This window comes from Photobacterium minamisatsumaniensis, assembly GCF_050336695.1.
Lineage (GTDB): Bacteria > Pseudomonadota > Gammaproteobacteria > Enterobacterales > Vibrionaceae > Photobacterium > Photobacterium minamisatsumaniensis.
Genome location: NZ_JAKJSI010000019.1, coordinates 20,878 through 45,608, shown reverse-complemented (window position 1 = coordinate 45,608; position 24,731 = coordinate 20,878). Strand labels below are relative to the sequence as shown.

The following is a 24,731-nucleotide window of genomic DNA, read 5'->3' as shown; positions in this document are numbered from 1 at the left end:
CCGATGAAGTTGGTGGTAGGAAGGGTGCTCAATAGAGAATTAGAGCTGAGTGTTAAATTATTATGCAAAGCGCTAAAGAAAGTGATGTTGCGAAACCGTTCTAGCTGAAGGCTATCTTAATTGACAACACCACTATTTATTATTCAAAAACATAACGCTGTTAGGAAATGTATTTACTTAGAACAAGCTATCTGAAATTAACTAACTGTATTGAGTTCATTAAGCTTTTCTAAGAGAGGTTCTTTGTGTTGCATGCAATAGGAAACAAATTTATCTTCGGATAATACAAGACGTATAGGCATTGGTAAGAATCCATAGGTATTTTTGAAGGCGGTATTAATGAATTCTTCATCGTTGAGTTTATCACCTGCGGTTGCAGCAAGACGTTCAAGCAGAATAGCTTCAATTTTAGGCCACTGTGACTGAATTACTTCGTTGATCTTATTTGAACTTTCACTCTCTTCTACATCGGATGATGATAATTCTTTTGCTTTACTTGCGAGTTTTCCAAACATAGTACGGACCTTCTATAAACCTAGATTATATGAAATTAAGTTCGCATTATGTGGGTGTCCGTTGTTAAGTGTAAAGCCGTCGGAGTCGCACATACTTATCGTGGATAATATGTGCGACGAGGAAGAGATATATGAATGTTGCGCCAGCGTACATAAGGTATTTTATTCGACTCAAATCAATAATATAAAAAGCTATATCATCTTTATTTTTTACGACGACTTATGATGCCAATGAGTCCAGCGAGCATAAAGCCAAGTGACGCTGGTTCTGGAACTTGCGCTGCTGGCGAATAAGCAGTAATTAAACGTGTCCAATCACCGGGAGCACTCGCTCTCCAGCTAATATCAGTGCTGCTACCATCGAAAACAGTTGTGTCTGCATTCTCTAAACCGCGTAATGTGAAGTCATTATAATCAATGCCAGTGCGAGCAAGTTGATCATCACTATCAAATAGATTTTGGTCTGATGTTATAAAGGCAAAAACTTGAGAGTCGAGAACAATGGAAGCATCAATGGTTCCTACACCATCGGGATCCCACTGAACATAGTGACTCGAAACAATGGTCCCAGCTTTGATTATATAATCGCCACTACCTGCGTCTTCAATGAATGACGCTGTTGGGTCAAAAACACGATCGACGACTAAGTCTTCTGTTAAGGTGTGGTTTTGAACTTCATCCCATGCAATGAGTTTATTGTTATTTGGGTTTGGGGTTATCACACTGGATGGAGAGTTAGTAATTTCACAGGTTACGGCTGGGCCGTTAGCTGCTGTACCAGAACAGTTATCAATACTAACTAAGGTTGCATGAGAGGCAAAACTAGCAGTGGTTAATATTGTTGTGATGAGAGCCTTAGATAACTTCATGGTATTTCCTTTAAACAAATTGTTGAGGTGGTTAATCATTTAATCTGAAAAACTTGGGCTAAAAGTGTTATCTACTTTTAAACTTTCGGTTAAGGCATGTTTTTTAACGTTGTCCCAAGCAATAAGTTCATTGTTACTTGGGTTTTCCGTAATGCTACTGGCTGGTGAGTCTGTGATTTCACAGGTTACTGTAGGGCCGTTTGCTGCAGTGCCAAAACAGTTATCAACATTGACTAAGGTTGCATGAGAGAAAGTGCTACTTAACGAAAGTCCTACAATAACGGCGGTGTTAAATACCTTCATATTGAAACCCTTTATTTAATAAATCACGGAAGCTTGTTTTTAAATAAAGCAACAATCGTTCCAAGTGTTATTATTACTTGTAAATAAATAAAAACTGTTGATATTTGAAGAGATTATTCGGATGGAATGACATCGTTTACCTTGTGGCAAAATGCAATTTTCATATCAAATAGCGATCAAATCATGACATCACTACCATTAATTGACACAATAGCTGCTCGAGTACTAACCGACTGATAATTTCATGCCTTACACATATAGCCTGCCAATAGAATCGATTAAAAGTGAGTTTTTAAGTTTACTGAGCCAGCACCATCTTGTGGTACAAGCTGAAACAGGCTCAGGGAAATCGACTCATTTACCGGTGTGGGCGGCTGAGCAAGGTAGGGTATTGGTGGTAGAGCCTCGCCGTGTTGCTTGTACGTCACTGTCTGAATTTGTGGCATCGCAAAGGGGTGAGCAAGTTGGTCAGTCGGTAGGGCATGCTATTCGCTTTGATAATCAGTTTGATGACAAGAGTGAGATTGTTTTTGTTACGCCCGGTGTTGCCCTGCGTTGGTTAACGGAAAACAAACTGGAGGGTTTTAGCACCGTAATCATTGATGAATTTCATGAACGCCGCTGGGATACCGATTTGTTACTTGCGGTATTAAAGCAACTTGATAGTCATCGCATTGTAGTGACATCTGCAACGCTAGACAGTCAAAGGCTCACTGAATATCTAGCGGGACACTGTTTGCAAGCCAAAGGGCGAAACTTTCATGTCACAACATCACACTTAGCCACTGATAGTCGGAACATGCCTGATGTCCGTCACATTGATAAGCAAGTTAAAAATGTGGTGCTAAGTCATTATCAAGAACATCGCGATATTTTAGTTTTCTTGCCCGGTCGTAAAGAAATTCAGCAATGTTTATCGATGTTGAAGCAAGCACTTGCGGCTGAGGTCGATATGGGATTAATCGACATAATCCCACTACATTCATCGGTTACTGATGATGAGCGTCATCGTGCACTGACTGAGAGTGATAAGCAACGGATTATATTAGCAACGAACGTGGCTGAAACATCATTAACGATCCCTGGTGTGACATTAATTGTTGATACAGGGTTAGAGCGTAGAACCCATCAGCGCAATGGACGAACCGTTTTGGGGCTGCATGCTATTTCAAAAGCCAGCTCAGAGCAGCGCAAAGGGCGTGCAGGACGTGTTGAAGATGGTGTATGCCTTCGACTTTATGGTAAAGCAGCACCACTTGAGTTGGTCACTCCACCAGAATTGCATAGAGAAGAACTGGTAGAGCCGATGCTTGCGGCTGCCTGCTGTGGTTTCAAGCTGGCACAGTTACCATTTGTTGACGTATTGCCTGCAAAATCGCTAGATATCGCATCTGAAAAGCTTCAAAACATGAAGGCAATTAATCAAAGTGGTGATGTTACAAAGCATGGCCAACTCCTTTATCCGCTACCAATAGATACGCTGTTTGCGCACCTTATTACTGCTATGCCTGACAAGGCGAGCCAAGAAGCGATGGTTGACTTATCTGCCGCTCTGAGCATTTATCAGCGATTATGGCAAATGCCTTCATCGGAAGAAAAGCGAGAGCAGTTACTGAAATGGGAGCCGAATGGTTGTGATGCAACCGCCTTAATTAAACTATTACGTGGCCCTGTACCTGAGTGTTTGAATATTGATACGGAACTTTTAAAAGAAGCGAGACAGTTGTCAGAACAAATTCGAACCGCGATGTCATTACCCGCACTTGAGGTTGCAAGCTCATTACGCCGTGAAAAATGGCTAGAAGCAATAATGCTTGCGATGCCAGATTTGGTGTTTGTTCGTCGTCAAAAAAGACGCCAAGCCCTAGGTAATGGTTTTGTTGAAGTGAGCGTGGGTCGTGATAGCCGTTACAGTGAAGAAGCAGAAGCCGCGATTGTATTCGATCAGTTTGCTGTGCCAGGGAAAGGGGTGAAACAAAACTTGGTCTTGGCGACGTGCATGGCCCCAGTGCCTTTATCAATGTTAAATCAACACTCTTTTGGTGACGATGCGACAGGTGAAACGAAAGTGACTGATAACGGTTGTTTAGTCGAATACCAAAAAATCTATGCGGGCAGGGTCATTGACTCGCAATGGGCACCACCACAAGGTGAGTCTGCGCTAGACTCTTTGGTTGATATGACATTAAGTGGGCAGCTACTTAATGGTCTTGCTGAACGTCTTACTGCAGATATTCATCAATGGAATTTATATCTCGCACTTGGGCGATACCAAGCCGATGTTTGCACAAGGCTGGCGGAGAGTACCGACGTAAAGCTGTGGCTGGTTGAGCAGTTTGAAGCGTTGGGTATAGAGTCTATTGATGACATGGAATTATTTACTGCCGATGATTTTATTTTTGATGGCATTCCTGTGTGGAAAAGGTCAGATTTTGATGATGCCTTTCCGTATCAAGTGATCTTAACTGATCTTGCGATGAAGATTGAGTATCAAATCGCTCGTAAGCTAGTGATTGCCGTGCACACTAGTGGTAAACGTAAGCAAGATCCTAAGCGTTGGGAGCTGCCGCGATGGCAGGGGTGGCGAGTTCAGTATCGTAAAGCAAGCAGGACGATAGATATTCGATAAATACTCAATATGCCATTTGAACATGCCATTTAAATTTGTCGTTTGATTTAAACAGCAGGTTGCAGCCTGCTGTTATCGGTAATACGATTCGTTATTTAGGTTGAGCTGCTATTTTGGCTCGAATAAATTCAGAATGATCAACGTATACCAATTCAGCAACCTGCCTTATTACCGCTTCTTCCATTGGGTCTAACACGCCGTCAGCGTAGGCTACTTGCCACATGGCTTCAATGAGTGCGTAGCGTTGCTCTGGTTCTAAAGTGCGTAATTTCGTGGTGAACTCATACAGCGAAACAGATTGTTTGCTTTTACGCTTCGCTTCATCAAGTAAGACTGCCGCTTCCTCATCGCTGATTTCAAGTAAGTTAACCAACAAATGTAGTTTTGCGGTTTGCTCTCTTGGATCATCACTATGATCTGCATTAGCCACTTCACAAAGTAAGCAAGCCATCGCCAAATGTAGTGATGGAGTATCGACTGCACCACCATCGGTGCCTTCATGCATTACTTGTCGGAAAATCGTACGCAGTTGTTGGAACATGCCTTACCTCTGTATCAATTTTTATTTCTAACGTTTTAAGTGTGGGCGGTTTTCATAAAATCGACCAATCTAGTTATGAGCGTCATTTTCCATAGAAGTTCCACAGAAATCATGAGGGAGATGTTAGAGGGTATTTAGGTAAGACTGAAAAGGGGAGGTATGCAGTGGTCAAGAAAAAAGGAGCATGTTTGCTCCTCTAGCTTACGACATACTATCTATACGCGACTTAGAAGCGTGCGTTAATAATAGGGAAAACAGGGAAGTCGTCACTAACAAAAGTACCAGACTTATCGTAGTTGATTAGGCCAATCTGAACACCTTGATTAATGCGGTCTGTAGCATTGATGAAGCCAAGCTGTAGGCCATCTAGACTACCTGCATAGTTGAATGCACCCATTTGTAAGCCGGTAAAGTTACTGCCCGTATAGTTAGCAAAACCAAGATCAGCACCTTTAGCCGTGCCATCATTCCAGTTAGCAAGGCCCAGTTTTAAACCAGTTGAGTTACCTGTCACTCGGGTTGCACCGAAGAATACACCTACACTCAAGCCGGTGAAGTTTTGAGACTCTGCGATACCTAAAATAGGTAGTTGGAAACCTGTAACTTGTGGTGTTTGTCCGTAAAGTAATGATGCACGGAAACCTTTAACATTGCCATCAGGTAGATTGTTGCCTGGAACTGAAAGCTGAATAGGTTGTTCTGCAAATGCTGGAGCCGCCATAACCGTTGCCAACACTAGGCTCATTATTGTTTTTTTCATTTCTACATCCTAGATATAAATGTAGCAAAATCTTACATGAATTAAGGCTTTAGTTGCAATATGTTACTTATTCAATTGAAGGGAAGTAGCAAAAATATTGCTATGAGGTATATATCTAACAATATTCTTTCATAGAATGTTGCTTGTGATGCCCATGATTGAAAATCTGTACTGGTAAGCTGTGAAAGCAGTTATCTCAGGCAGTAAGGTGTTTATCAATGTTCGACTTCTTCTCGACGGGGGAAGCGTACAAGGATCAATGTACCTTGCTGCTTTTTTTATTTTGATGGAGTACTTTCGTATATCAAGTAGCAGCCTGATTGCCGTACACACTGAAGAAGTGTGATAGAATCGCCGCAGTTAATTAATATCAAGCTGATATATCAGGAATTCCTTTGACTCAGTCGAATACCTCTCAGTCTGACGTTTTAAATAATGAAAAGACGTTAAAAGCCGCGATTAAAGATTGCATGATTCGCGATCGTTTCCGTTTACACAAGCGTGTACAAGGTGCGGCAAGAATAAAAAAAGATGCAGCTAAACATGCTGTATTTGATGAAATAGCGCTCGACATTGCTAAATCAATGCAAGTTGTAGAGATGCGCACTAAACAGCGCCCAGCTATTACTTACCCCGAACAGCTACCTGTTAGTCAGAAAAAAGACGATATCGCGGAAGCGATTAAAAACAATCAAGTTGTGATTGTTGCAGGTGAAACAGGCTCGGGTAAAACGACGCAAATCCCTAAAATCTGTATGGAGCTAGGGCTCGGCGTTAAAGGCATGATTGGTCATACCCAGCCGCGTCGTCTTGCTGCTCGTACTGTGGCTAGCCGTATTGCTGATGAACTTGAGTGTGAACTCGGTTCTTACGTGGGCTATAAGGTTCGCTTCAACGACAAAGTGTCTGATCGTAGCCAAGTTAAATTGATGACTGACGGTATCTTACTGGCTGAAATCCAGAATGACCGTTTTTTAAGTCAATATGACACCATCATTATTGATGAAGCCCACGAACGAAGCCTAAATATTGACTTCATTATGGGTTACCTGCGTGAGTTATTGCCAAAGCGTCCTGATCTGAAAGTGATCATTACGTCGGCAACCATTGATCCAGAGCGTTTTTCTAAACACTTTTTAAATGCTCCTATCATTGAAGTATCTGGCCGTACATTCCCTGTTGAACTGCGTTATCGTGCTGTATCAGAAGACGGTGACGATAGCGACCGTGATCAGCTGCAAGCCATTTTCGACGCTGTTGATGAGCTATGTGATGAAGGATTAGGTGATATCCTGATCTTCATGAATGGTGAGCGTGAAATCCGTGATACGGCTGATGCATTAGGAAAACGTAATCTACGTGATACCGAAGTGCTACCGTTGTATGCACGATTGTCTGCAAGTGAACAAAATCGCATCTTCCAATCACATGCAGGTCGACGCATTGTTCTTTCAACCAACGTAGCGGAAACATCATTAACTGTACCAGGCATTAAGTACGTTATTGACCCTGGTACGGCACGAATCAGCCGATACAGTTACCGTACTAAAGTACAGCGCCTGCCGATTGAACGTATTTCTCAGGCAAGTGCAAATCAGCGGAAAGGTCGTTGTGGTCGTGTCGCTGAAGGTATCTGTATTCGTTTGTACTCAGAAGACGATTTCTTATCTCGTCCTGAGTTTACCGATCCTGAAATTCTACGAACTAACCTTGCCTCGGTTATTTTACAGATGACGGCGATTGGTCTTGGTGATATTCAAGCGTTCCCGTTTGTAGAAGCACCAGACAATCGTAATATTCAAGATGGTATTCGCTTATTGGAAGAGCTTGGTGCGATTAACACCAAAGCGAAAGATCCACGTAAGCGTTTGTCTAATATGGGACGTCAGTTAGCACGATTACCGATTGACCCACGTTTAGCCCGTATGGTGCTAGAAGCGCCTAAGCAAGGTGCATTACGTGAAGTGATGATCATCGCATGTGCGCTTTCAATTCAAGACCCACGTGAACGTCCTTCAGAAAAACAGCAAGCGTCAGATGAGAAGCATCGTCGTTTCTACGATAAAGACTCTGATTTCATGACGTTTGTAAACCTGTGGGATTACATTCAAGAGCAGCAAAAAGCACTTTCTGGCAACCAGTTCCGTCGTCAGTGTAAGAAAGATTACCTGAACTATTTGCGAGTGCGTGAATGGCAAGATATCTACTTCCAAGTTAACCAAGTCGTTAAAGAACTTGAGTTACGCGTTAACGAACAAGAAGCTAGTTACCAAGGTATTCATACTGCTATTCTTGCCGGTATGTTGTCTCATATCGGTTTGAAAGACCAAGAGAAAAATGAGTACCAAGGTGCACGTAATGCACGATTCAATATTTTCCCCGGCTCCGGTATTTTCAAAAAACAACCTAAATGGGTAATGGTTGCGGAACTGGTTGAAACGTCTCGCTTATGGGGACGCATCGCCGCGAAAATCCAACCTGAGTGGGTTGAGCCTTTAGCTGAGCACTTGCTGAAGCGTAGCTATAGCGAGCCGCATTGGGAGAAGAAACAGGCATCTGTTGCTGCATTTGAAAAGGTTACCTTGTACGGAATTCCAGTCGTTGGAAAGCGTAAAGTTAATTACGGTCAGATTGATCCGGTTTTATCTCGCGAGTTGTTTATCCGCTCGGCGCTGGTGGAAGGTGATTGGGAAACCAAGCATAAGTTCTACCATCAGAACCGCAAGTTGCTTAAAGAAGTTGAAGAGCTAGAGCATAAATCTCGTCGTCGTGACATTTTGATCGATGATGATGCGTTGTTCGATTTTTATGATCAGCGTATCGAGCACACGGTAGTTTCAGGCCGTCACTTTGATGCGTGGTGGAAAAAGACGAGCCGTGAAAACAATGAGTTGCTTAACTTTGAACGCGAAATGCTGTTCAGAGGCGATGCAAGCCATGTTACCGATTTGGATTATCCAAACTTCTGGCATCAAGAAAACTTGAAGCTAAAGTTGAGCTATCAATTTGAACCGGGTGAAGGTAGTGACGGTGTCACGGTTCATGTGCCGCTGCCAATCTTGAACCAAGTGGATATTGACGGTTTCGATTGGCAAATTCCGGGTTTACGTCAAGAGTTGGTTATTGCTTTGATTAAAGCATTACCGAAACCAGTACGTCGTAACTTTGTGCCAGCCCCAAATTATGCAGATGCATTCTTGGCGCGAGCAGACGCAATGGTGATGCCATTACTAGATTCGCTTGAGAAAGAACTTAAGCGAATGACTGGCGTTACTGTTCTGCGTGAAGACTGGAACTTAGAGCAGATCCCAGATCACCTGAAGATCACTTATCGGGTTGTTGATCATCGCAACCGTAAGCTGAAAGAAAGCAAAGATCTATACAGCTTGAAAGATGGCCTGAAAGAGAAAGTTCAAGAAACGTTATCGAAAGTAGCTGATGATGATATTGAGCAAGAAGGCCTGAAAACTTGGAGCTTCGGCAAACTGCCTGAACGTTATCAGCAAAAACGCGGTGGCTTTGAAGTAAAAGCATACCCAGCGATTGTTGATAACAAAGACTCTGTTGGCATTAAACTGTTTGAAACTGAAGAAGAACAGCGTAATGCCATGCAGCAAGGCCAGCGTCGTTTAGTTCTTTTGAATGTACCGTCGCCGATCAAATACCTACATGCTAACTTACCGAACAAATCAAAACTTGGTCTGTACTTTAACCCGTATGGCCGTGTGCTTGATTTGATTGATGACTGCATTGCTTGTGGTATTGATAAGTTGATTGAACAGAAGGGTGGTATAGCATGGGAGCCAGAAGCCTTTGAAGCGCTTAAAGAGCACATCCGAGGTGAGTTAGGTGACACGGTTGTTGAGATTGCTAAGCAAGTTGAAGAAATTCTGACAACAGCTTTCAGTATCAATAAACGCCTGAAAGGACGTGTGGATCTAACAATGGCGTTTGCGCTGTCTGACATTAAAGCGCAAGTTGAAGGCTTGATATTCAAGGGCTTTGCGACTGAATGTGGTTGGCGCAAGCTTCCAGACATTCTTCGCTATATGCGCGCTATTGAACGTCGTATGGAAAAACTGCCTATTGACCCAAATAAAGATCGCATGCATATCTTGAAAGTAGAGTCGATTGTCTCTGACTATAAAGAGTTGCTAAATAAGATCCCGAAAGGGCAACCAGTTCCGAATAACGTGAAAGAGATCCGCTGGATGATTGAAGAGCTACGTGTGAGTTTCTTCGCTCAGCAGTTAGGCACACCGTATCCGGTATCTGATAAGCGTGTTCGAAATGCGATAAACGCGTGCTAATTTAATGAATTGAGATTAACTATATCGGTAAACGCCAGACTATCAAGTTCTGGCGTTTTTATTATAGTTTTGTTCTTGGTAAATAGTTGCCCATAGTTTGGTGTTAGTTTTATAGGGAAATATTATGAATATTCAAATTGAAGAGAAAAATTGGAACGGAGTTATTCAACTTGGTGAGAAAATAAAAGGTAGCGGGACTATCAATCATCATAGTTGGTGCCTGTCTTCCACCTCAAGCTCTTTAATTTTAGAAATTTCGGATGATCCTGCAATACAGCCAGAGGATTTACCATTGGTTGGTTATGGGTGTAGTGGTTGGGTTTTTGAACACGCAGTAGTGTTCAGTGAAAAAGACGTTATGATAGCGATTAATGAAGGGTTTTCGTTATTTTTATCAAATGAGCTTAAATATGTTCCTTCTGTAACATGTAATTGTTTGTCGTGATAAACACATACTGCTAATTTATTATCGTTAGATAGATTGAAGAAAAGACAGATCTGAATGTTCTAATGCGGTTCTTTTAAGGAGAACCGCTCTTTTATTTTGAGAAACGTCCAAAAATCCAAGTGCATTAAAAACACTTGGATTTTGATAGTTTTGAAGGGCCGTTAAACCGATCATATTTATGATAACTGATCGGCTTAGAACATTATGCTCAGCTTTCCGTGATTAAGCGGCTGACAGTGCAGTGCTCTGGTTGATAAACGATAAATCCAAACTACGAGCGACACTCTCGTTGGTTACTTTGCCATGGATGACATTAAGGCCATTCATTAGGTTTTGATCACTCAGCAAAGCATCTTTATAACCAAGATTTGCCAGACGTAGGATGTATGGCAGAGTCGCGTTATTAAGTGCAAATGCAGAAGTACGGGCTAATGCACCTGGCATATTACCAACACAGTAATGAACAATACCGTGTTTGATATAGGTTGGTGCGTCATGTGTCGTAACGACAGAAGTCTCAAAGCAACCACCTTGGTCTATCGCGACGTCGACTAAAGCAGATCCTGGACGCATTGCTTGCACCATTTTCTCTGATACTAGTTTTGGAGCCGCCGCCCCAGGTATCAGTACACCACCAACGACGAGATCAGCACCGATGACTGCATCTTCAAGATTTTGTTGATTTGAATATACCGTTTTTACGCTCGAGCCAAACTGTGCATTTAGGCGGCGAAGCGTATCGATATTGTTATCAAGAATTGTGGTGTCAGCGCCTAAGCCAACCGCCATCTGTGCCGCATTTGCGCCGACAACGCCACCACCGATAATGGTTACTTTTGCAGGTGCAACGCCCGCTACGCCACCCAATAATAAGCCAACCCCACCTTGAGACTTTTCTAGGCAAGCAGCGCCGGCTTGAATTGACATTCTGCCAGCGACTTCAGACATTGGCGCTAACAGTGGCAGTGAATTATTAGGGCCTGTGACTGTTTCATAAGCAATACATACCGCTTCACTTTGAATCAGATCTTCTGTCTGCGCCATATCAGGGGCAAGGTGTAAATAAGTGAATAGCAACTGGTTCGCTCGCAGACGAGCACGCTCAACAGCAAGTGGTTCTTTAACTTTCACGATCATTTCAGCAATGGCAAACACTTCATCTGCTGTAGCTAAAATCTTTGCCCCAGCTTGGCGATATTCGTCATCGTTACAGCCAATACCTAACCCAGCACCGGTTTCTAAATATACAGTATGGCCTTGTGTGCATACTTCACGCACGCTAGCAGGCGTCATTCCGACTCGGTACTCATGTACTTTAATTTCTTTTGGTATGCCAATAATCATCATTCACTCCTTGTGATCTTAAATGCTGTCGTTTCTTACGATGTTGAAATTGTTCCAAGCTTGCGAAGTAGGCATCACTTCTAAGCTATTGATATTGATATGCGCAGGCTGTTCTGCAATCCAAAGAATCATCTCTGCGATATCTTCTGGCTGTAGTGGTGAAGAGTTTTCATACACGGCGTTATATTTCGCTTGATCGCCATTGAAGCGTACAAGGCTGAATTCACTTTCCGATAATCCAGGCTCTAAGCTAGTTACTCGAATGCCAGTACCAGCGAAATCACAACGTAGGTTACGCGAGAACTGAGCAACAAAAGCTTTGCTGGCACCGTATACATGGCTACCGGGATATGCCCAGTTAGCTGCAATACTGGCTAGGTTAATGATGCTCGCTTTGGGTTGTGTATTAAGAATGGGTAGCAGAGCATGGGTGACATTCACTAACCCTGTAACATTGGTGTCAATCATGGTTTGCCAATCACTCAGAGATGCTTGATGAGCAGGATCAGTGCCTAGTGCCAGCCCTGCATTATTCACCAGGATTTCGATATTTTTAAATGTGTCGGGTAGAGCTGCGACAACGTCAACGACCTGCTTTTCATCACGCACATCAAGCGTGCTTGTGAATACATCAGTAAATTGCATCAGTTCATCGGCGACGGCGGCTAACCTTTCAGATCGGCGCCCTGTAAGAATGAGTGGATAGCCTTTATGTGCAAATAGGCGGGCAGTCGCGAGGCCAAAGCCCGATGTCGCACCTGTGATAAATACGCTAGATTGTGTCATGGGTATACTCCTTAATGATGTGTCGTTGCCAGTGCGACGAGTGCTTTTAGTAAGCTGAAACCAGACAGTGTGAGTAATAGGTAATAGGAAAAATGGTGAATGCTCGCGATTTGTCGTACCTGGTAACACCAGCGACCTGCAAGTACGCCGAACACGCACAGTAGACCCATGATGAACGGTTGCTCTGGCAGAAAATAAAATTGTTTACGGTAGGCATAACCGAGCCCGACGGTTAGGCTGGTTGTTAGAAAGAAATAACAAATCAAGGTATCGCGCTGCTGTTGTATTGATAACTTGCTGTTCCGCAAATGAATGACAACAGGGGCACCGCCAGCGGATACTGCACTGGTCGTCCAACCAGACATTAAGCCGCAAAGATAGGGGGATGCGAGCATTCGCCTTGCCAGTGGTGTACGAATCGATGGCAATAGCGCAAGCGATAAAATAGTGCTTGGTACCAAGATTTGTAAAACAGTATTTGGCGCGCTCCAGAGTAGAATTAGCCCAAGCGGAATACCTAGAAGGGTGGCCCATAATAGTTTTTGCAATTGGCTGAAGTCTGTACGGTTCCAGCTAGTTGCAACTAGAGGTAAACTGATAATGAGATCCAGTAATAAAACGGCTGGAACCGTCTCTGCAACTGGGTATGACAAAGTCAGGATCAGAATAGCTATTGCTGAAAATCCAAAGCCAGTATAGCCACGAACAAAGGCTGCAAAGAATAGCGACAATGGTACTGCATACAATGTAAACACTCTGCCTTCCTTGTTCTTGCTAGTGATTGATGCAACAAGAATAAATTTTGACAGAGTGTTTGATTAGAGCCAGTTCGGTTAATTTGTAGGGACAGCTATGCCTTTTGATGTGGCAGCAGTGCAACTTTGTAGTGAATTAAATACATCAGCGAGCTTCTTGATACCGGTTTCGATCTTATCGTGATGGATCGCAGAGAATCCAAGCCGGATATAGTGATTAGAGGCATGATGGCTTGAGTTTTTATGCAAGCAAAAATGGACATCACCAGATTCTACAAGAATCCCTTTCTCGCGAGCGGCGGCCTGTAAAGAAGCACTCTCAATGCCATCAGGTAGCTTTAGCCAAAACGCACTGCCACCCAGCGTATCATTGGTTATGCATTGAGGAAGGTAGGTTTCGATACTCCTCCTCATCGTTTGCCACTTCTCTGTATAGTGCGCTCGAAGTTTTCGCAGATAGGTATCGTAATAGCCCATTGAAATAAATAAGGCGCAGGTCCGTTGGTTATTGGCGGGAGGGTGACGGTACATTAAGCGTCTTAATTGCCTGGCTGCTGTAATTAACGATTCATCCGCGACCATAAATCCGACCCTAAGCCCTGGGGATAGCGATTTCGATAAGCTACCGACATAGACAACCCGGCCATGGTTATCAAGGCTCTTTAGTGACGGGTGAGGTTGCTGAGTGACATTGACTTCGCTGTCGTAATCATCTTCGATTATTACAAAGTCATCACGTTCCGCCGCGGCTAGTAATTCCTCCCGACGTTCCATCGACATCGTAATATTGGTTGGTACTTGATGGCTAGGTGTGGTGTAGACGTAATCACAATGGCGAAGTTGCTCGTTAATGACAACGCCTTGTTGATCAATTGCCAGTGGTTGAATGGAAGCACCTTGGCTGTGGAATATGTTTCTGGCGTCGGGGTAACCGGGATCTTCGATTCCCACTCGAACCCCATTTGTTGCGAGTAGATTAGCTAAAAGGTAGAGGGAGTTTTGTGTTCCAATCGTGATGAGAATTTGTTCAGGGCGTGCTTGAATACCACGTTTTCTTAACACATTTGTTTGCAACTGATTAATTAACATTGGGTCATCACTGTCAATCGAGTCAGAGATCCAATCTTTAATTACACTCGCTCGTTGTGCTAAACGACAACATTCGCGCCAGTGGCTGAGGGGGAATAGCGTATGGTCCGGTTGACCGAAGATAAATGGATAGGGGTAATGTTGCCAATTCTTTGGTTTTTCGATATTTCGCATTGAACCTGTTTCTAGTGCCAGTCGTTTGCGCCAGAATTGTGCAGTTCTTGTGCAATAATTGGGCGCTATATCATTCACTTCTGCGCTCAGTATATCTGTTCTAGGGTTTGCGTAATAACCGCTGCGTTGATGAGCCAGTAAGTAACCTTCATCAACCAGACGGTCATAGACCAAAGTAACCGTATTGCGAGATACACGAAGCATTGATGCCAATTTACGGCATGAAGGCAGTGCTTTATTCGAAAACGCCCCTTCATTAATCTTTGCTAAAAGATGCTCTCTAATTTGTTCTTGCAGACCTCTGTCTGGAGAAAATTGAATATGAATTAAGTGGTCATTTTTCATGAGGACATCCTTATCTTTATGAATTCTAATCACTTAACTGCATTAACTATGCCACTCTTGCATTGAGATTTAGGCATTGCTGTTAAGGCTTGCACTCCCAGTCCTGATTATATTGCTCCTAACTTTTCTTACTTGTATGGCCAGTAAAATTTAAATTCTGGCGCTATGGAGGGGAAGAAAAGTGAATTAGGGTAAAAATATTAAGACAAGGAGGTAATTATGCTCACGATAGAAGAAGGCACCGCGGATACTTATCAGAATGTTATTGAACTCGATAAATCGTCGGTTTGGCATCACATGACACAGCATGCCACGCAAACGCCAGTAATGATGGTTAAGGGAGAAGGGAGTTACATTTGGGATGCTTCGGGTAAGCGATATCTTGATGCTTCCGCAGGTGGAGTATGGTGCGTTAATGTTGGTTACGGGCGTACTTCCATAGCTGATGCTATTCGGGAACAATTACTGACATTAAATTTCTTTGCTGGTACTGCTGCGACACCAGTTGCTGCGGCGTTTTCTGCCAAGTTACTTGAGAAAATGCAGGGAATGGGAAAAGTGTATTTTTCAAATTCAGGCTCGGAAGCCAATGAGAAAGCTTACAAAATTGTAAGGCAAATCGCCCATAAAAAATATGGTGGCAAAAAATACAAAATTCTTTACCGAGAACGCGACTATCACGGCACCACAATTTCGTGTTTGAGTTCGACTGGGCAAGAAGAAAGGCGAACTCAATATGGCCCGTTTACGCCTGGTTTTGTTGAATTTCCGCATTGCTGTGAATACCGTAGCCAGTATGGTGATGTTGATAACTACGGTGAGTTAGCTGCAAAAGCGTTTGAAGACGTGATTTTAAGCGAAGGTGCCGATACCGTTGGAGCTGTTGTTATCGAGCCAATAACTGCTGGAGGTGGAGTGATCCCGCCACCAGAAGGTTACCTTGAAGCTGTTCAGGCAATCTGCCGTAAATACGATGTATTACTGCATATTGATGAAGTAGTGTGTGGTTTGGGAAGAACAGGGGCTTGGTTTGGTTACCAACACTACGGTATTCAGCCAGACATTGTCACCACGGCTAAAGGAGTTGCTTCTGCATACGCCGCAATAGCTTGTACTGTTGTGACGGATGAGATATTTGAATTGTTTGAGCAAGAGCCGTTAGAGCGGGAAAGTTTCTTTCGTGATATTAGTACGTTTGGAGGCTGTACTGCAGGCCCTGCAGCCGCTCTTGAAAACTTGCGTATTATCGAAGATGAAAAGCTAGTCGAGAATGCCGCCCATGTTGGGGAGTACCTTATGTCGCAACTACTTGAATTGAAGAATAAACATTCCATCATCGGCGATGTGCGCGGGAAAGGGTTATTTCTAGGATTAGAGTTGGTTATTGATAGGGAAACCAAAATACCTGTCGATGAAAAAGTCGCCATGCAAGTTGCGGCTCATTGCGCAAAATCTGGTGTATTAATTGGACGAACCAATCGATCTTTCCGGCTTTTTAATAACACTCTGTGTCTAAGCCCGATGCTGACTGTAACGTTAAATGAAGCTGATATTATTATTGCTGCACTCGATGAAGCGTTCGAAATGATCACAGCTTAAATGGGCGATACATAATATATAACCAACCAAAATGCAGCGTCTTTATGGCGCTGCATTTTGTTATTCCAGCATATGAACAATTATCCTATTGGGTTGCACCAATTTGGATGATCATATTATCGCATCGTTGGACCAATAAAACTTTGAATTGGTACTACAGCCATTTGGATACTTTGCGTAGCTTAAAACGGTCCCTCTAATTTAAAAGGAAGAAATTATGAGTAGTTTTAAAGCGACCGTTACCAAGACCAAAGCTGCAGTATTAGTAAGTGCAATGTTGTTTTCATTTTCGGCTTTGGCAGCGAAAGAAGTGACTGTTGGTTACCAAGGTATGTTTAACCCAATGAAATATGCGATAGATCAGCAATTATTCGATGACCTAGATGGTTATACGATTAGGTGGCGAAGATTTGATTCTGGTGCTAGAGCGATTACAGCAATGGCTTCTGGTGCTGTTAATATGACTGTCGCTGGCTCGAGCCCTATAGCCAGTGCTGCAAGCAATGGCATTGATATGGAGCTTATCTGGGTGATGGGGAATATTGCGGATGCAGAGGCGCTTGTTGTTCGCAATGGTAGCGGGATTTCATCGCCAGCAGATTTGAAAGGAAAAACCTTAGCGGTACCTTTTGTTTCAACTACTCACTTTCATATGCTATTTGCCTTGGAACAATTTGGTTTAGGTGAAAAAGACGTAAAGCTGCTAAATATGCAGCCTAGTGCGATCGCGGCGGCATGGCAGCGTGGAGATATTGATGGCGCATTTATTTGGGATCCGGCATTAGGCACAATTAAGCAAAACGGTTCAGTTTTGATTTCATCAAGGCAGTTAAGTGCTTGGGGAAAGCCGACTTTTGATGGATTGATTGCGAATAAAAAGTTTACCGCAGAGAACAGTGATTTCGTGACAAAATTTTTAACGGTGGTCGCGAAAGCCGATGATGATTACCGACAAGCCAAAGAAACATTTTCACCTGAGCATCCTATTGCCGTATCGGTAGCCAAATTATCTGGAGGTGATGTAGGTACCGTGCCAGAAGCAATGAGCCTGTATGAATTCCTTGATGTTAATTCACAGCTGTCGTGTCAATGGATAGGGTGTGGTGCAGAAGGTGGTGCTGTTAGAGCGTTAACATCTACCTCTGAATTCTTGCTTGAAGAGAAGAAAATTTCAGGTCTGCAACCTGACTATAGTGTGTTTGTTAACCCGGCATACGCCGCAGCAATTGAACTGTAAGTTGTTGTTATAAAGGAGAAGGCGTATGACGAAGGAAAAGGTATTAGAGATCCATGATGTATCGGTTGTTTATGATGACCGTGATGGTGGCGAAGCAGTGACTGCACTCTCGGGGGTAAATTTAACCATTGCTCAAGGTGACTTAGTGGTTGCATTAGGGGCGTCAGGATGCGGAAAAACAACACTGTTGAACCTGATGGCCGGTTTCATACAGCCAACATCCGGTTATCTGACATTAGGCTATTCACAACTTGAAGGGCTACCTCGTGTTGCGTTAGGCCGTGAGGTTGGTGATCAAATTACAGGGCCTGGAGCTGAGCGGGGAGTGGTATTCCAAAAGCATGCGCTTTTTCCTTGGTTAGACGTTATAGAGAATACGGCATTTGGACTGAAGTTACAGGGTATCGAAAAGCAAGTTCGCCTAGAGCGAGCAGCAAAGTACCTTGAACTTGTTGGGCTAAAAGACTTCCATCACCATAAAGTGTATCAGCTCTCTGGTGGTATGCAGCAACGTGTAGGTATTGCACGGGCACTAACCAACGACCCAAGCATTCTATTGCTAGATGAACCCTTAGGTGCACTTGATGCGTTAACGCGTGAAACTTTACAAGAACTATTACTCGATGCATGGCAGCAGACGAACAAAATGATGTTTTTTATAACGCATAGTGTTGAAGAAGCATTGTTTATGGCTTCTCGTTTAATCGTAATGTCACCGCGACCTGGGCGTATCACCCATAGTTTTGAACTTGATTTTAACAAACGATTTTTAGAATGCCGTGATGCCCGTATGGTGAAATCAATGCCTGACTTTATCGAAATGCGCGAAAAAGTGCTGTCGATAATTCATCAGGATGAAGTGCCGGAGGTAGCAGCATGAGTCAATCAATCGAAATTATCCCGTCATCGACAGATGAAGACGCCCTTAAAATAAAAGCCGACTATGAGTCAGAGCAGCAGCCTAAGCCACATTATCGCAGTGAAGTTGGAAAGGACGGAAATTTACCGTTATTCCCTTGGTTGTTTCAGGAATTAAAGAAAAAAACGGAGACGCCACCTAGCTATTATGGTGAACCTGGGCAGGGTAATGCTAGGATTGTTTCGGTGATTTCTGTAGTGACTTGTCTTCTGTTGTGGACACTTGTGACCGAAACTGGTTGGGTGAAACCATTGTTTTTACCTTCACCTATATCGGTAATGGAGCGGGTAGGAGATTTGGTTGTTAGCGGCTTTTCCGGTGTCTCGCTAGGGCAGCATATGATTGCAAGTTTAACGAGGGTGTTTGGTGCATTCTTTTTGGCTGCATTGGCTGCTATACCACTGGGAATACTAATAGGCACGAATGTGTGGGTACGCGGGATTTTTGATCCTCTTATCGAATTTTACCGTCCATTGCCACCTTTAGCTTATCTACCATTGGTTATTATTTGGCTGGGGATTGATGAAACGAGCAAAATTGCACTCATTTTCTTAGCCATGTTCGCACCAATAGCCCTGAGCGCTAGGGCTGGTGTCACTGCAGCAAAAAGTGAGCAAATTCAGGCCGCCTACTCGATGGGAGCGACAAAACTACAAGTCTTGTGGCATGTCATTATTAAAAGTGCACTGCCTGAAATCTTAACAGGGCTGCGTATTGGTATTGGTTTTGGCTGGACAACTTTAGTTGCAAGTGAAATGGTCGCGGCAGAGGCGGGTATTGGTTATATGGTTTTAAATGCCGCTGAGTTTTTAGTCACTGATGTGGTTGTGGCTGGCATCATCATTATCGGGCTTATTGCGTACGCGTTTGATTTGTTTATGCGTTGGACTGAAAAGAAATTAGTACCTTGGAAAGGCTACTAATACCAAGCAACATAAGCACTTGATCAGTCTTACTGATTAAAACCGTTGTTCTCTACGTTAGATGTTTTGTAATTAGAACCACTAGTTACTGCAATATCGCCTTGATAACAAATAAAAAACGGAGCATTTATGCTCCGTTTTTTGTAGATAAAGACATTATGGGGATTAACGTTCCCAGTATGCTTCTTCTAAACAGTCTTCACGTTCTGGCAAGCCACGCGATAGGCGAGGGGCGTGCTGTGTTAATACTTCATAGCTTGCGCGGTTCGAGTATTGACAAATTTGAGAGAACGATGAATAGCTTAAGAACGAAGCAGTATGCTTACCTGAGTTTGGCACGTTTGCTTTGTGATAGCCGTTTGCTGACATGTCATGTAACAGTGCTGAAAGTGCGGCATCACCAGCACCGTTTGTGTTTTTAATCTCTACAGGGCCGCCAAGGTATGGCGCGATGTGAGAATAAACACGGATAGGGTTTTCACAGCATTCTTTTTTCATTGGACGGCTGAATTCATACTTGTTGAACTCAGCAATATTACCTGGCAGTAGTGGTAGCGTTGATTCACGTTTAAGCTCATCATCGGTATAACCTGCCATATACAGACCAACAGGCCCAGCAGTACAAAGCACTAAATCTACCCACTCAAGTGCTTTATCTGCAGCTACAAGTGGATCTTTTTCACCTGTTAACGCTTCCGCTTCTTCTTCATTCATCGCTACGCAAGTAACGTGATCTTTAAGAAATTGAATCCACCAATCTTGCATACCTTCAATAACATATTTCGTACCAAGCGTTAGCACGACGGGCACGTTATGTTTTTTTGCATGTTCAATGGCTTTAAGCGCCGACGCCTTCATTGGGTCGCCTTCTTTGCCACGTACAAGGTAAGAAGACAGTACTAGTGCCGAAGCATTTTCAAAGGCACTTTCAGGCACGAATTCCGGTGAAAGTTGATTCATTTCACCTTCATTAATCGCAAATGTTCGTTCCCCATCTTCTGTTATAAGGGTATAACAGCGACCAATAGGACCATCAACAGGCTGCAAGTGGTCAAGATCCATACGGCTTGAGGTATTGCATAAATAACGGTAAGCGTAAGATCCAATTTTTAGATCTTGGCTCATCACACCCAGAAGAATTGAACGGTCATCGGCAAGTACAGAGTAGTTATGAAGGGTATTACCAACAGTATCCCCTGGGTACTCATGGCTGATCAGATCGCGTTCTTTCAGTTCTTGATAAAGCAACTCGGCTTTATCCTCAGCAAGAACTAAAGAGTGACCCTTACTTAGGCTATGTCGGGCCAAAAATTCGTCGTCGATACGAGCTTCAATATCAACAATAGTTTGACCAATACCAACTATGTGGGTACGAGATAGCGGATTTTCTTGCTGGATTTGAGCAACTAATGGATCGCGGGCATTGACTGGGAAGTAATGCTTTGATTTACGCTGACCAGGGAATTTCATGTGTGAAGGCTATCGATTAATGGGGATTTTGTTTCATTGTATCATAAAAATGCGAGTTACATCTCACTCCACTGCAATCTTATGACTAAATGTGATCTTTTGCTGGTTTTTTGCTCACGTGAGATTTGCGATAAGAAATATTTGCTTGTTGGTAAGTTGTTCTCATAGCAAAACAGCCACGCAAGTGGCTGTTAAGAATGACTATGCCATACATATAATCTTAAGAAAGCATTTTTGGCTTATGGGGTTTCGTACCACCAACAGGGCGGTTAACAGAAATCGAACGGCCTTTTTTCATGCCTTTTTCATAATCGTCGGTCAATGCTTTCATTGCTTCTTGAAGCTGCTTTTTGAACGTTTCGCGATCAATGTTTTCGAATTCTTTGTCAATATAGTTGCTCATGCGCTTGTCATGATCATCATCGGTATTTAACTCTGGTAGTTTTTCAAGTGCCCCTTCAAGCCAGCCAGCAAGGAAAGAGGAAACGCGACGCGCGACTTCGGCATTACTTGTCCCTGTACCTTGGAAGCTATTACGGAATTGGCCTGTTTGTTGGTTCATTTCACGATAAACGATATCAAAGGCAAAGGCGGCAAAAATAGCGCGTTCTGCAACACCAATAAACTCAGCTTGCTTCAACCCTTTATGGTTGGTTAGTACGCACTCGACACCAAATCGACGGTTAATACCGCGAATTATTTTCAATATTTGCGGACTAACATCAGTTGGCAATAGGGTACTAGCCTTTGTTTTACCCATCTGAATAAACTCAATGTCATCTTGCTCTAGCCCATACTTAAGCATTAGGCGATGTGCCATTCTTATCGCTTGAGCGGCTTCATTAATGTTGGCAGAGTTTCCCAGCTCTAGGCATTTAGCAATTTTTTTTAGCGCCTTTCGCTTTTGTTCAGACAKTCGTTCACACCATTTTTTAAAAGGGGGCGTATTTTAACGTTTTCATGTGTATAGCACAAACGTTAGATGTAAAAAATACAGACTATAGAGTATAAAATATGGCGCTTTAGGTGGACGTTTACTCTGTTAAATCAAGCAATAATCGGCATGGTATACGAATCTAGGTAGATTGCGATTTAGTGTGTAAGGGTCTTGAGTCTATTAAAGTTGCCCCTCATAATGATATTGAACCTAACTTATAAAGATGTAAGACATGACAGTAACTTATCATTCAATTGACGTGCCATTCGAATATCGCCATACCTGCTGGTTTTGTGGTGAGCCTTACTTTGAATCGCATGCATTCATGCCTTCTCCGAACTACGATAATCAGTCATTACCTATACTTGTTCCTTGTTGTCATGAATGCTTTGGTATATGCCATAAAATCAAAGTGAGTGGGTTAGATCTACTTCGAGATAAAGTGAAAGAAAGCTTACATCGTAAGTACCAAAAGCACCTTCAAATAGGTGTTAATTGGACGAAAGAAGAACTCGATGATTGTGAGTTCGAAGGTAAAGCACTTGAAGGCTTTAAAGAAAGCGCATGGGAAATGTTTGAAATTGCGAAGGCGCGAGTCAATTATACTGGATGGCCACTTGCCATCGATGGACTGCCTATTGCGAGTATGAGCACCGCTTTTCAGATTGAGTTTGATGGTATTACTTATACCAGCATTAACCAAGCTGTAGAACAGTTAGCAAAAGCTTATGCGATACCTCAACCTTATTTAGAAGATGTTGTACAGCTCGTCGGTCGTGAACGTCTGGCATATGCCATTCGTTTTGCTAAAACGACATATGGTTATTCTTCAGCTGAGCGCGACGTGAGCATTGGCAGCTTGAAAGCGTTATTGGCTGAAGAGCAGGCTCTATCTTCAACGCAGATGGTGAAAAATACTGCGGTTAAAATTGCACTAGATGAAATTAAAGAACTTATCTTACATCGAACATTAATACCGGTGCATGCAACGCAATGGATTCTTAATCATGGGGTTAGCTCATTGCAGCAATTGGCGGATGTTGAAGATGCGTTTTTTGAACATTTCGGGAAAGAGTCTGAGCTAACCGCATTTACCTATTTTAATGCCATGCAGATTTACCTTGAACAACGAGAAGATGATCATGAATGGGCAGTGCATGAAGACCCGAATAATGGCTTATTTGAACAAATGAAGCGTGCCGATTAAGGGGGCTCGGAATCAAAAACAGGCACTTTGAGTGCCTGTTTATTTAACCTAAGAGGGCTTGTTATTGATTATGACGAGACCAGACTGTGGTATTGCCATCTTCGTCAAAAGCGAGCACTTCATACGGATCTTTCTGATTATTATATTCCATTCCAGGTGAGCCCATAGGCATACCTGGAACCGCTAGTCCAACCATGCGATCGGGCTTCGATTCAATAAAGCGAAGAATTTCTTCTGCAGGTACATGTCCTTCAAACGTATAGCCTTCAATCTCTGCCGTATGGCAAGAGGCATATTGTGGGCGAATACCAAGGTCAATTTTTACGGGGGTTAAGTTGTTTTCATAGACGACATCAAGCTCAAAGCCATTATCTTCCATATGCTCAACCCAGTCACCACAACAGCCGCAAGAAGGGGATTGATAGTTTGTCCCTTTAATAACCTGAGCGACGACGAGAGAACTTGCAGTTAGTAGTGTAAAAGCCAATAGTGCGTTTAGCGAGTGTTTCATAATAATACCTATTTATACTGAGTTTTTAAAAAATAACGAAATTAAAAAATCAGCTATAAGCGGGTGGTCTTAATAGCACATTGGTTATTTGGTGACTTTTGCCATTCGGTTCAGTAAATATCGGTTGTACTGAAGGCAATGAAAAGTGAAGCGTGTTTGTAAGAATAGCAAACTGAATATTGGTTGTATTGCAGTTGTGATCACCACAACAAGAGCCCATGTGAGTCGGGCTCATGTCGGCACATTCTAATAAGTTTATTACTTGTACCGAGATCGTCTCTTGATCGATGCAACAAGACATAGTCATTGACTGGTGGCATGACATTGGAGTGGCTGGTGAAGGTAGGTGAGCAGCAGATACTACTGGCAGTACTGAACCAAACAGCATAGTCAGAATCACAAGCTTTGATATTACTTGTTGAAAGCAGCGCATATAAAACCTTAAAAACACCAATGGTAAGAGTATATCGTTCCTTGTTGGAGAACACACACAAAATGTATAAAAGTCTTATCAATTGAACAAAAAGTGACAAGTGATTGATGTGGCAAAATCTTTTCAACTAAGTGAGTAAATAATCGGTCTACGGCTGATGTGATGCGGGTTAGAAACAAAAAATCCCTTACCAAACGCTGACAAAGCATAACTCTGTTTAGGCTTAAATAAGTACAACGAAAAAATACAAGGTGCTAGGACGTTTGGTTATGCAATATACGGAACAAGATCGTCGTGTTCTTCATGATACGTGGATGAGTTATAAAGCGAAGATGCGAGTGACACAGATTGAAATGGCGAAGAAGCTGGGTGTTAGTCAACTAGTCTTCTCAGATATTTTACGCGGGCAAGTGCCTTTAGAGCACCGCTTTGTTAATCAATTTTGCGATTATATTGGCGTTGATCCTGCGATAACCCTGCCTTCGTTGAGAAATCAGGTTAGTGCAAATATGCCGAATTCTGTGACATTGAAAAATACTTATATTGTTGACGGTGATATCACGAACGTTCGTTATAGTGGTAATCAAATTATTGTGGAATATGTACATAGCGTTGATATTCACTAGT

At 42.9% G+C, this 24,731-nt stretch carries 21 protein-coding genes; 9 read left to right on the top strand and 12 right to left on the bottom strand.

Features of this window, described 5'->3' with window-relative positions:
- Positions 1–197 precede the first annotated feature (197 nt).
- The 3 genes from L4D78_RS10345 to L4D78_RS10335 form a co-directional block, all read right to left on the bottom strand.
- Entirely contained in the window at positions 198–515 is a 318-nt protein-coding gene (locus L4D78_RS10345) for a hypothetical protein (protein ID WP_428466843.1), read from the bottom strand.
- A 203-nt stretch (positions 516–718) separates the two neighbouring features.
- Entirely contained in the window at positions 719–1,384 is a 666-nt protein-coding gene (locus L4D78_RS10340) for a PEP-CTERM sorting domain-containing protein (RefSeq protein WP_428466842.1), read from the bottom strand.
- A 39-nt stretch (positions 1,385–1,423) separates the two neighbouring features.
- A complete protein-coding gene (locus L4D78_RS10335) occupies positions 1,424–1,687 on the bottom strand; it encodes a hypothetical protein (RefSeq protein ID WP_428466841.1) in 264 nt (87 codons plus the stop codon).
- 244 nt (positions 1,688–1,931) lie between these two features.
- Here L4D78_RS10335 and L4D78_RS10330 point away from each other — a divergent pair, with 244 nt between their 5' ends.
- Positions 1,932–4,316 (top strand): DEAD/DEAH box helicase, encoded by a 2,385-nt coding sequence (locus L4D78_RS10330; protein ID WP_428466840.1) that lies wholly within the window; start codon positions 1,932–1,934, stop codon positions 4,314–4,316.
- Between the two features lie 91 nt (positions 4,317–4,407).
- Here L4D78_RS10330 and L4D78_RS10325 read toward each other — a convergent pair whose 3' ends face one another.
- Positions 4,408–4,857 carry a tellurite resistance TerB family protein gene (locus L4D78_RS10325; protein ID WP_428458725.1) on the bottom strand — a complete coding sequence of 150 codons (450 nt, stop codon included), beginning with the start codon at positions 4,855–4,857 and terminating at the stop codon, positions 4,408–4,410.
- 226 nt (positions 4,858–5,083) lie between these two features.
- Positions 5,084–5,617, bottom strand: coding sequence for a hypothetical protein (locus L4D78_RS10320; RefSeq protein ID WP_428466839.1), 534 nt, complete (start codon positions 5,615–5,617; stop codon positions 5,084–5,086).
- 395 nt (positions 5,618–6,012) lie between these two features.
- On the opposite strand from L4D78_RS10320, the gene hrpA reads away from it, so the two are divergent.
- Both hrpA and L4D78_RS10310 read left to right on the top strand, forming a co-directional pair.
- On the top strand, positions 6,013–9,927 hold the full coding sequence (gene hrpA / locus L4D78_RS10315; protein WP_489686020.1) for an ATP-dependent RNA helicase HrpA: 3,915 nt from the start codon (positions 6,013–6,015) through the stop codon (positions 9,925–9,927).
- Positions 9,928–10,051: 124 nt separating this feature from the next.
- Positions 10,052–10,372, top strand: coding sequence for a hypothetical protein (locus L4D78_RS10310; RefSeq protein WP_428466838.1), 321 nt, complete (start codon positions 10,052–10,054; stop codon positions 10,370–10,372).
- 225 nt (positions 10,373–10,597) lie between these two features.
- Here L4D78_RS10310 and ald read toward each other — a convergent pair whose 3' ends face one another.
- From ald to pdxR, 4 genes are all read right to left on the bottom strand, one after another.
- The gene (ald, locus tag L4D78_RS10305) at positions 10,598–11,719 is read right to left on the bottom strand and encodes an alanine dehydrogenase (protein WP_428466928.1); all 1,122 of its coding nucleotides are present in this window, start codon (positions 11,717–11,719) and stop codon (positions 10,598–10,600) included.
- A gap of 18 nt (positions 11,720–11,737) precedes the next feature.
- Positions 11,738–12,505, bottom strand: coding sequence for an SDR family NAD(P)-dependent oxidoreductase (locus tag L4D78_RS10300; RefSeq protein WP_428466837.1), 768 nt, complete (start codon positions 12,503–12,505; stop codon positions 11,738–11,740).
- 11 nt (positions 12,506–12,516) lie between these two features.
- A complete protein-coding gene (locus L4D78_RS10295; protein WP_428466836.1) occupies positions 12,517–13,260 on the bottom strand; it encodes a TSUP family transporter in 744 nt (247 codons plus the stop codon).
- A 78-nt stretch (positions 13,261–13,338) separates the two neighbouring features.
- The gene (pdxR, locus tag L4D78_RS10290; RefSeq protein ID WP_428466835.1) at positions 13,339–14,868 is read right to left on the bottom strand and encodes a MocR-like pyridoxine biosynthesis transcription factor PdxR; all 1,530 of its coding nucleotides are present in this window, start codon (positions 14,866–14,868) and stop codon (positions 13,339–13,341) included.
- A 219-nt stretch (positions 14,869–15,087) separates the two neighbouring features.
- Here pdxR and L4D78_RS10285 point away from each other — a divergent pair, with 219 nt between their 5' ends.
- The 4 genes from L4D78_RS10285 (at position 15,088) to L4D78_RS10270 (ending at position 19,546) form a co-directional block, all read left to right on the top strand.
- On the top strand, positions 15,088–16,467 hold the full coding sequence (locus tag L4D78_RS10285; RefSeq protein ID WP_428466834.1) for an aminotransferase family protein: 1,380 nt from the start codon (positions 15,088–15,090) through the stop codon (positions 16,465–16,467).
- Between the two features lie 217 nt (positions 16,468–16,684).
- Positions 16,685–17,704 (top strand): taurine ABC transporter substrate-binding protein, encoded by a 1,020-nt coding sequence (gene tauA, locus L4D78_RS10280; protein ID WP_428466833.1) that lies wholly within the window; start codon positions 16,685–16,687, stop codon positions 17,702–17,704.
- A 25-nt stretch (positions 17,705–17,729) separates the two neighbouring features.
- On the top strand, positions 17,730–18,584 hold the full coding sequence (locus L4D78_RS10275; RefSeq protein ID WP_428466832.1) for a taurine ABC transporter ATP-binding protein: 855 nt from the start codon (positions 17,730–17,732) through the stop codon (positions 18,582–18,584).
- Positions 18,581–19,546, top strand: coding sequence for an ABC transporter permease subunit (locus L4D78_RS10270; protein WP_428466831.1), 966 nt, complete (start codon positions 18,581–18,583; stop codon positions 19,544–19,546). Before L4D78_RS10275 ends, L4D78_RS10270 begins: the two co-directional genes overlap by 4 nt.
- Positions 19,547–19,711: 165 nt before the next feature.
- Here L4D78_RS10270 and L4D78_RS10265 read toward each other — a convergent pair whose 3' ends face one another.
- Both L4D78_RS10265 and L4D78_RS10260 read right to left on the bottom strand, forming a co-directional pair.
- The gene (locus L4D78_RS10265; RefSeq protein ID WP_428466830.1) at positions 19,712–21,016 is read right to left on the bottom strand and encodes an inosine/guanosine kinase; all 1,305 of its coding nucleotides are present in this window, start codon (positions 21,014–21,016) and stop codon (positions 19,712–19,714) included.
- Between the two features lie 220 nt (positions 21,017–21,236).
- Positions 21,237–21,932 carry a DUF2786 domain-containing protein gene (locus tag L4D78_RS10260; RefSeq protein ID WP_428466927.1) on the bottom strand — a complete coding sequence of 232 codons (696 nt, stop codon included), beginning with the start codon at positions 21,930–21,932 and terminating at the stop codon, positions 21,237–21,239.
- 253 nt (positions 21,933–22,185) lie between these two features.
- Between L4D78_RS10260 and L4D78_RS10255 the strand changes: the two genes are divergently transcribed.
- On the top strand, positions 22,186–23,160 hold the full coding sequence (locus L4D78_RS10255) for a hypothetical protein (RefSeq protein WP_428466829.1): 975 nt from the start codon (positions 22,186–22,188) through the stop codon (positions 23,158–23,160).
- 61 nt (positions 23,161–23,221) lie between these two features.
- Here L4D78_RS10255 and L4D78_RS10250 read toward each other — a convergent pair whose 3' ends face one another.
- Positions 23,222–23,671, bottom strand: a complete 450-nt coding sequence (locus L4D78_RS10250; RefSeq protein WP_428466828.1) for a DUF411 domain-containing protein — start codon at positions 23,669–23,671, stop codon at positions 23,222–23,224.
- A 702-nt stretch (positions 23,672–24,373) separates the two neighbouring features.
- Between L4D78_RS10250 and L4D78_RS10245 the strand changes: the two genes are divergently transcribed.
- Positions 24,374–24,730 (top strand): helix-turn-helix domain-containing protein, encoded by a 357-nt coding sequence (locus L4D78_RS10245; protein ID WP_428459220.1) that lies wholly within the window; start codon positions 24,374–24,376, stop codon positions 24,728–24,730.
- The last annotated feature ends 1 nt before the right edge of the window (position 24,731 follow it).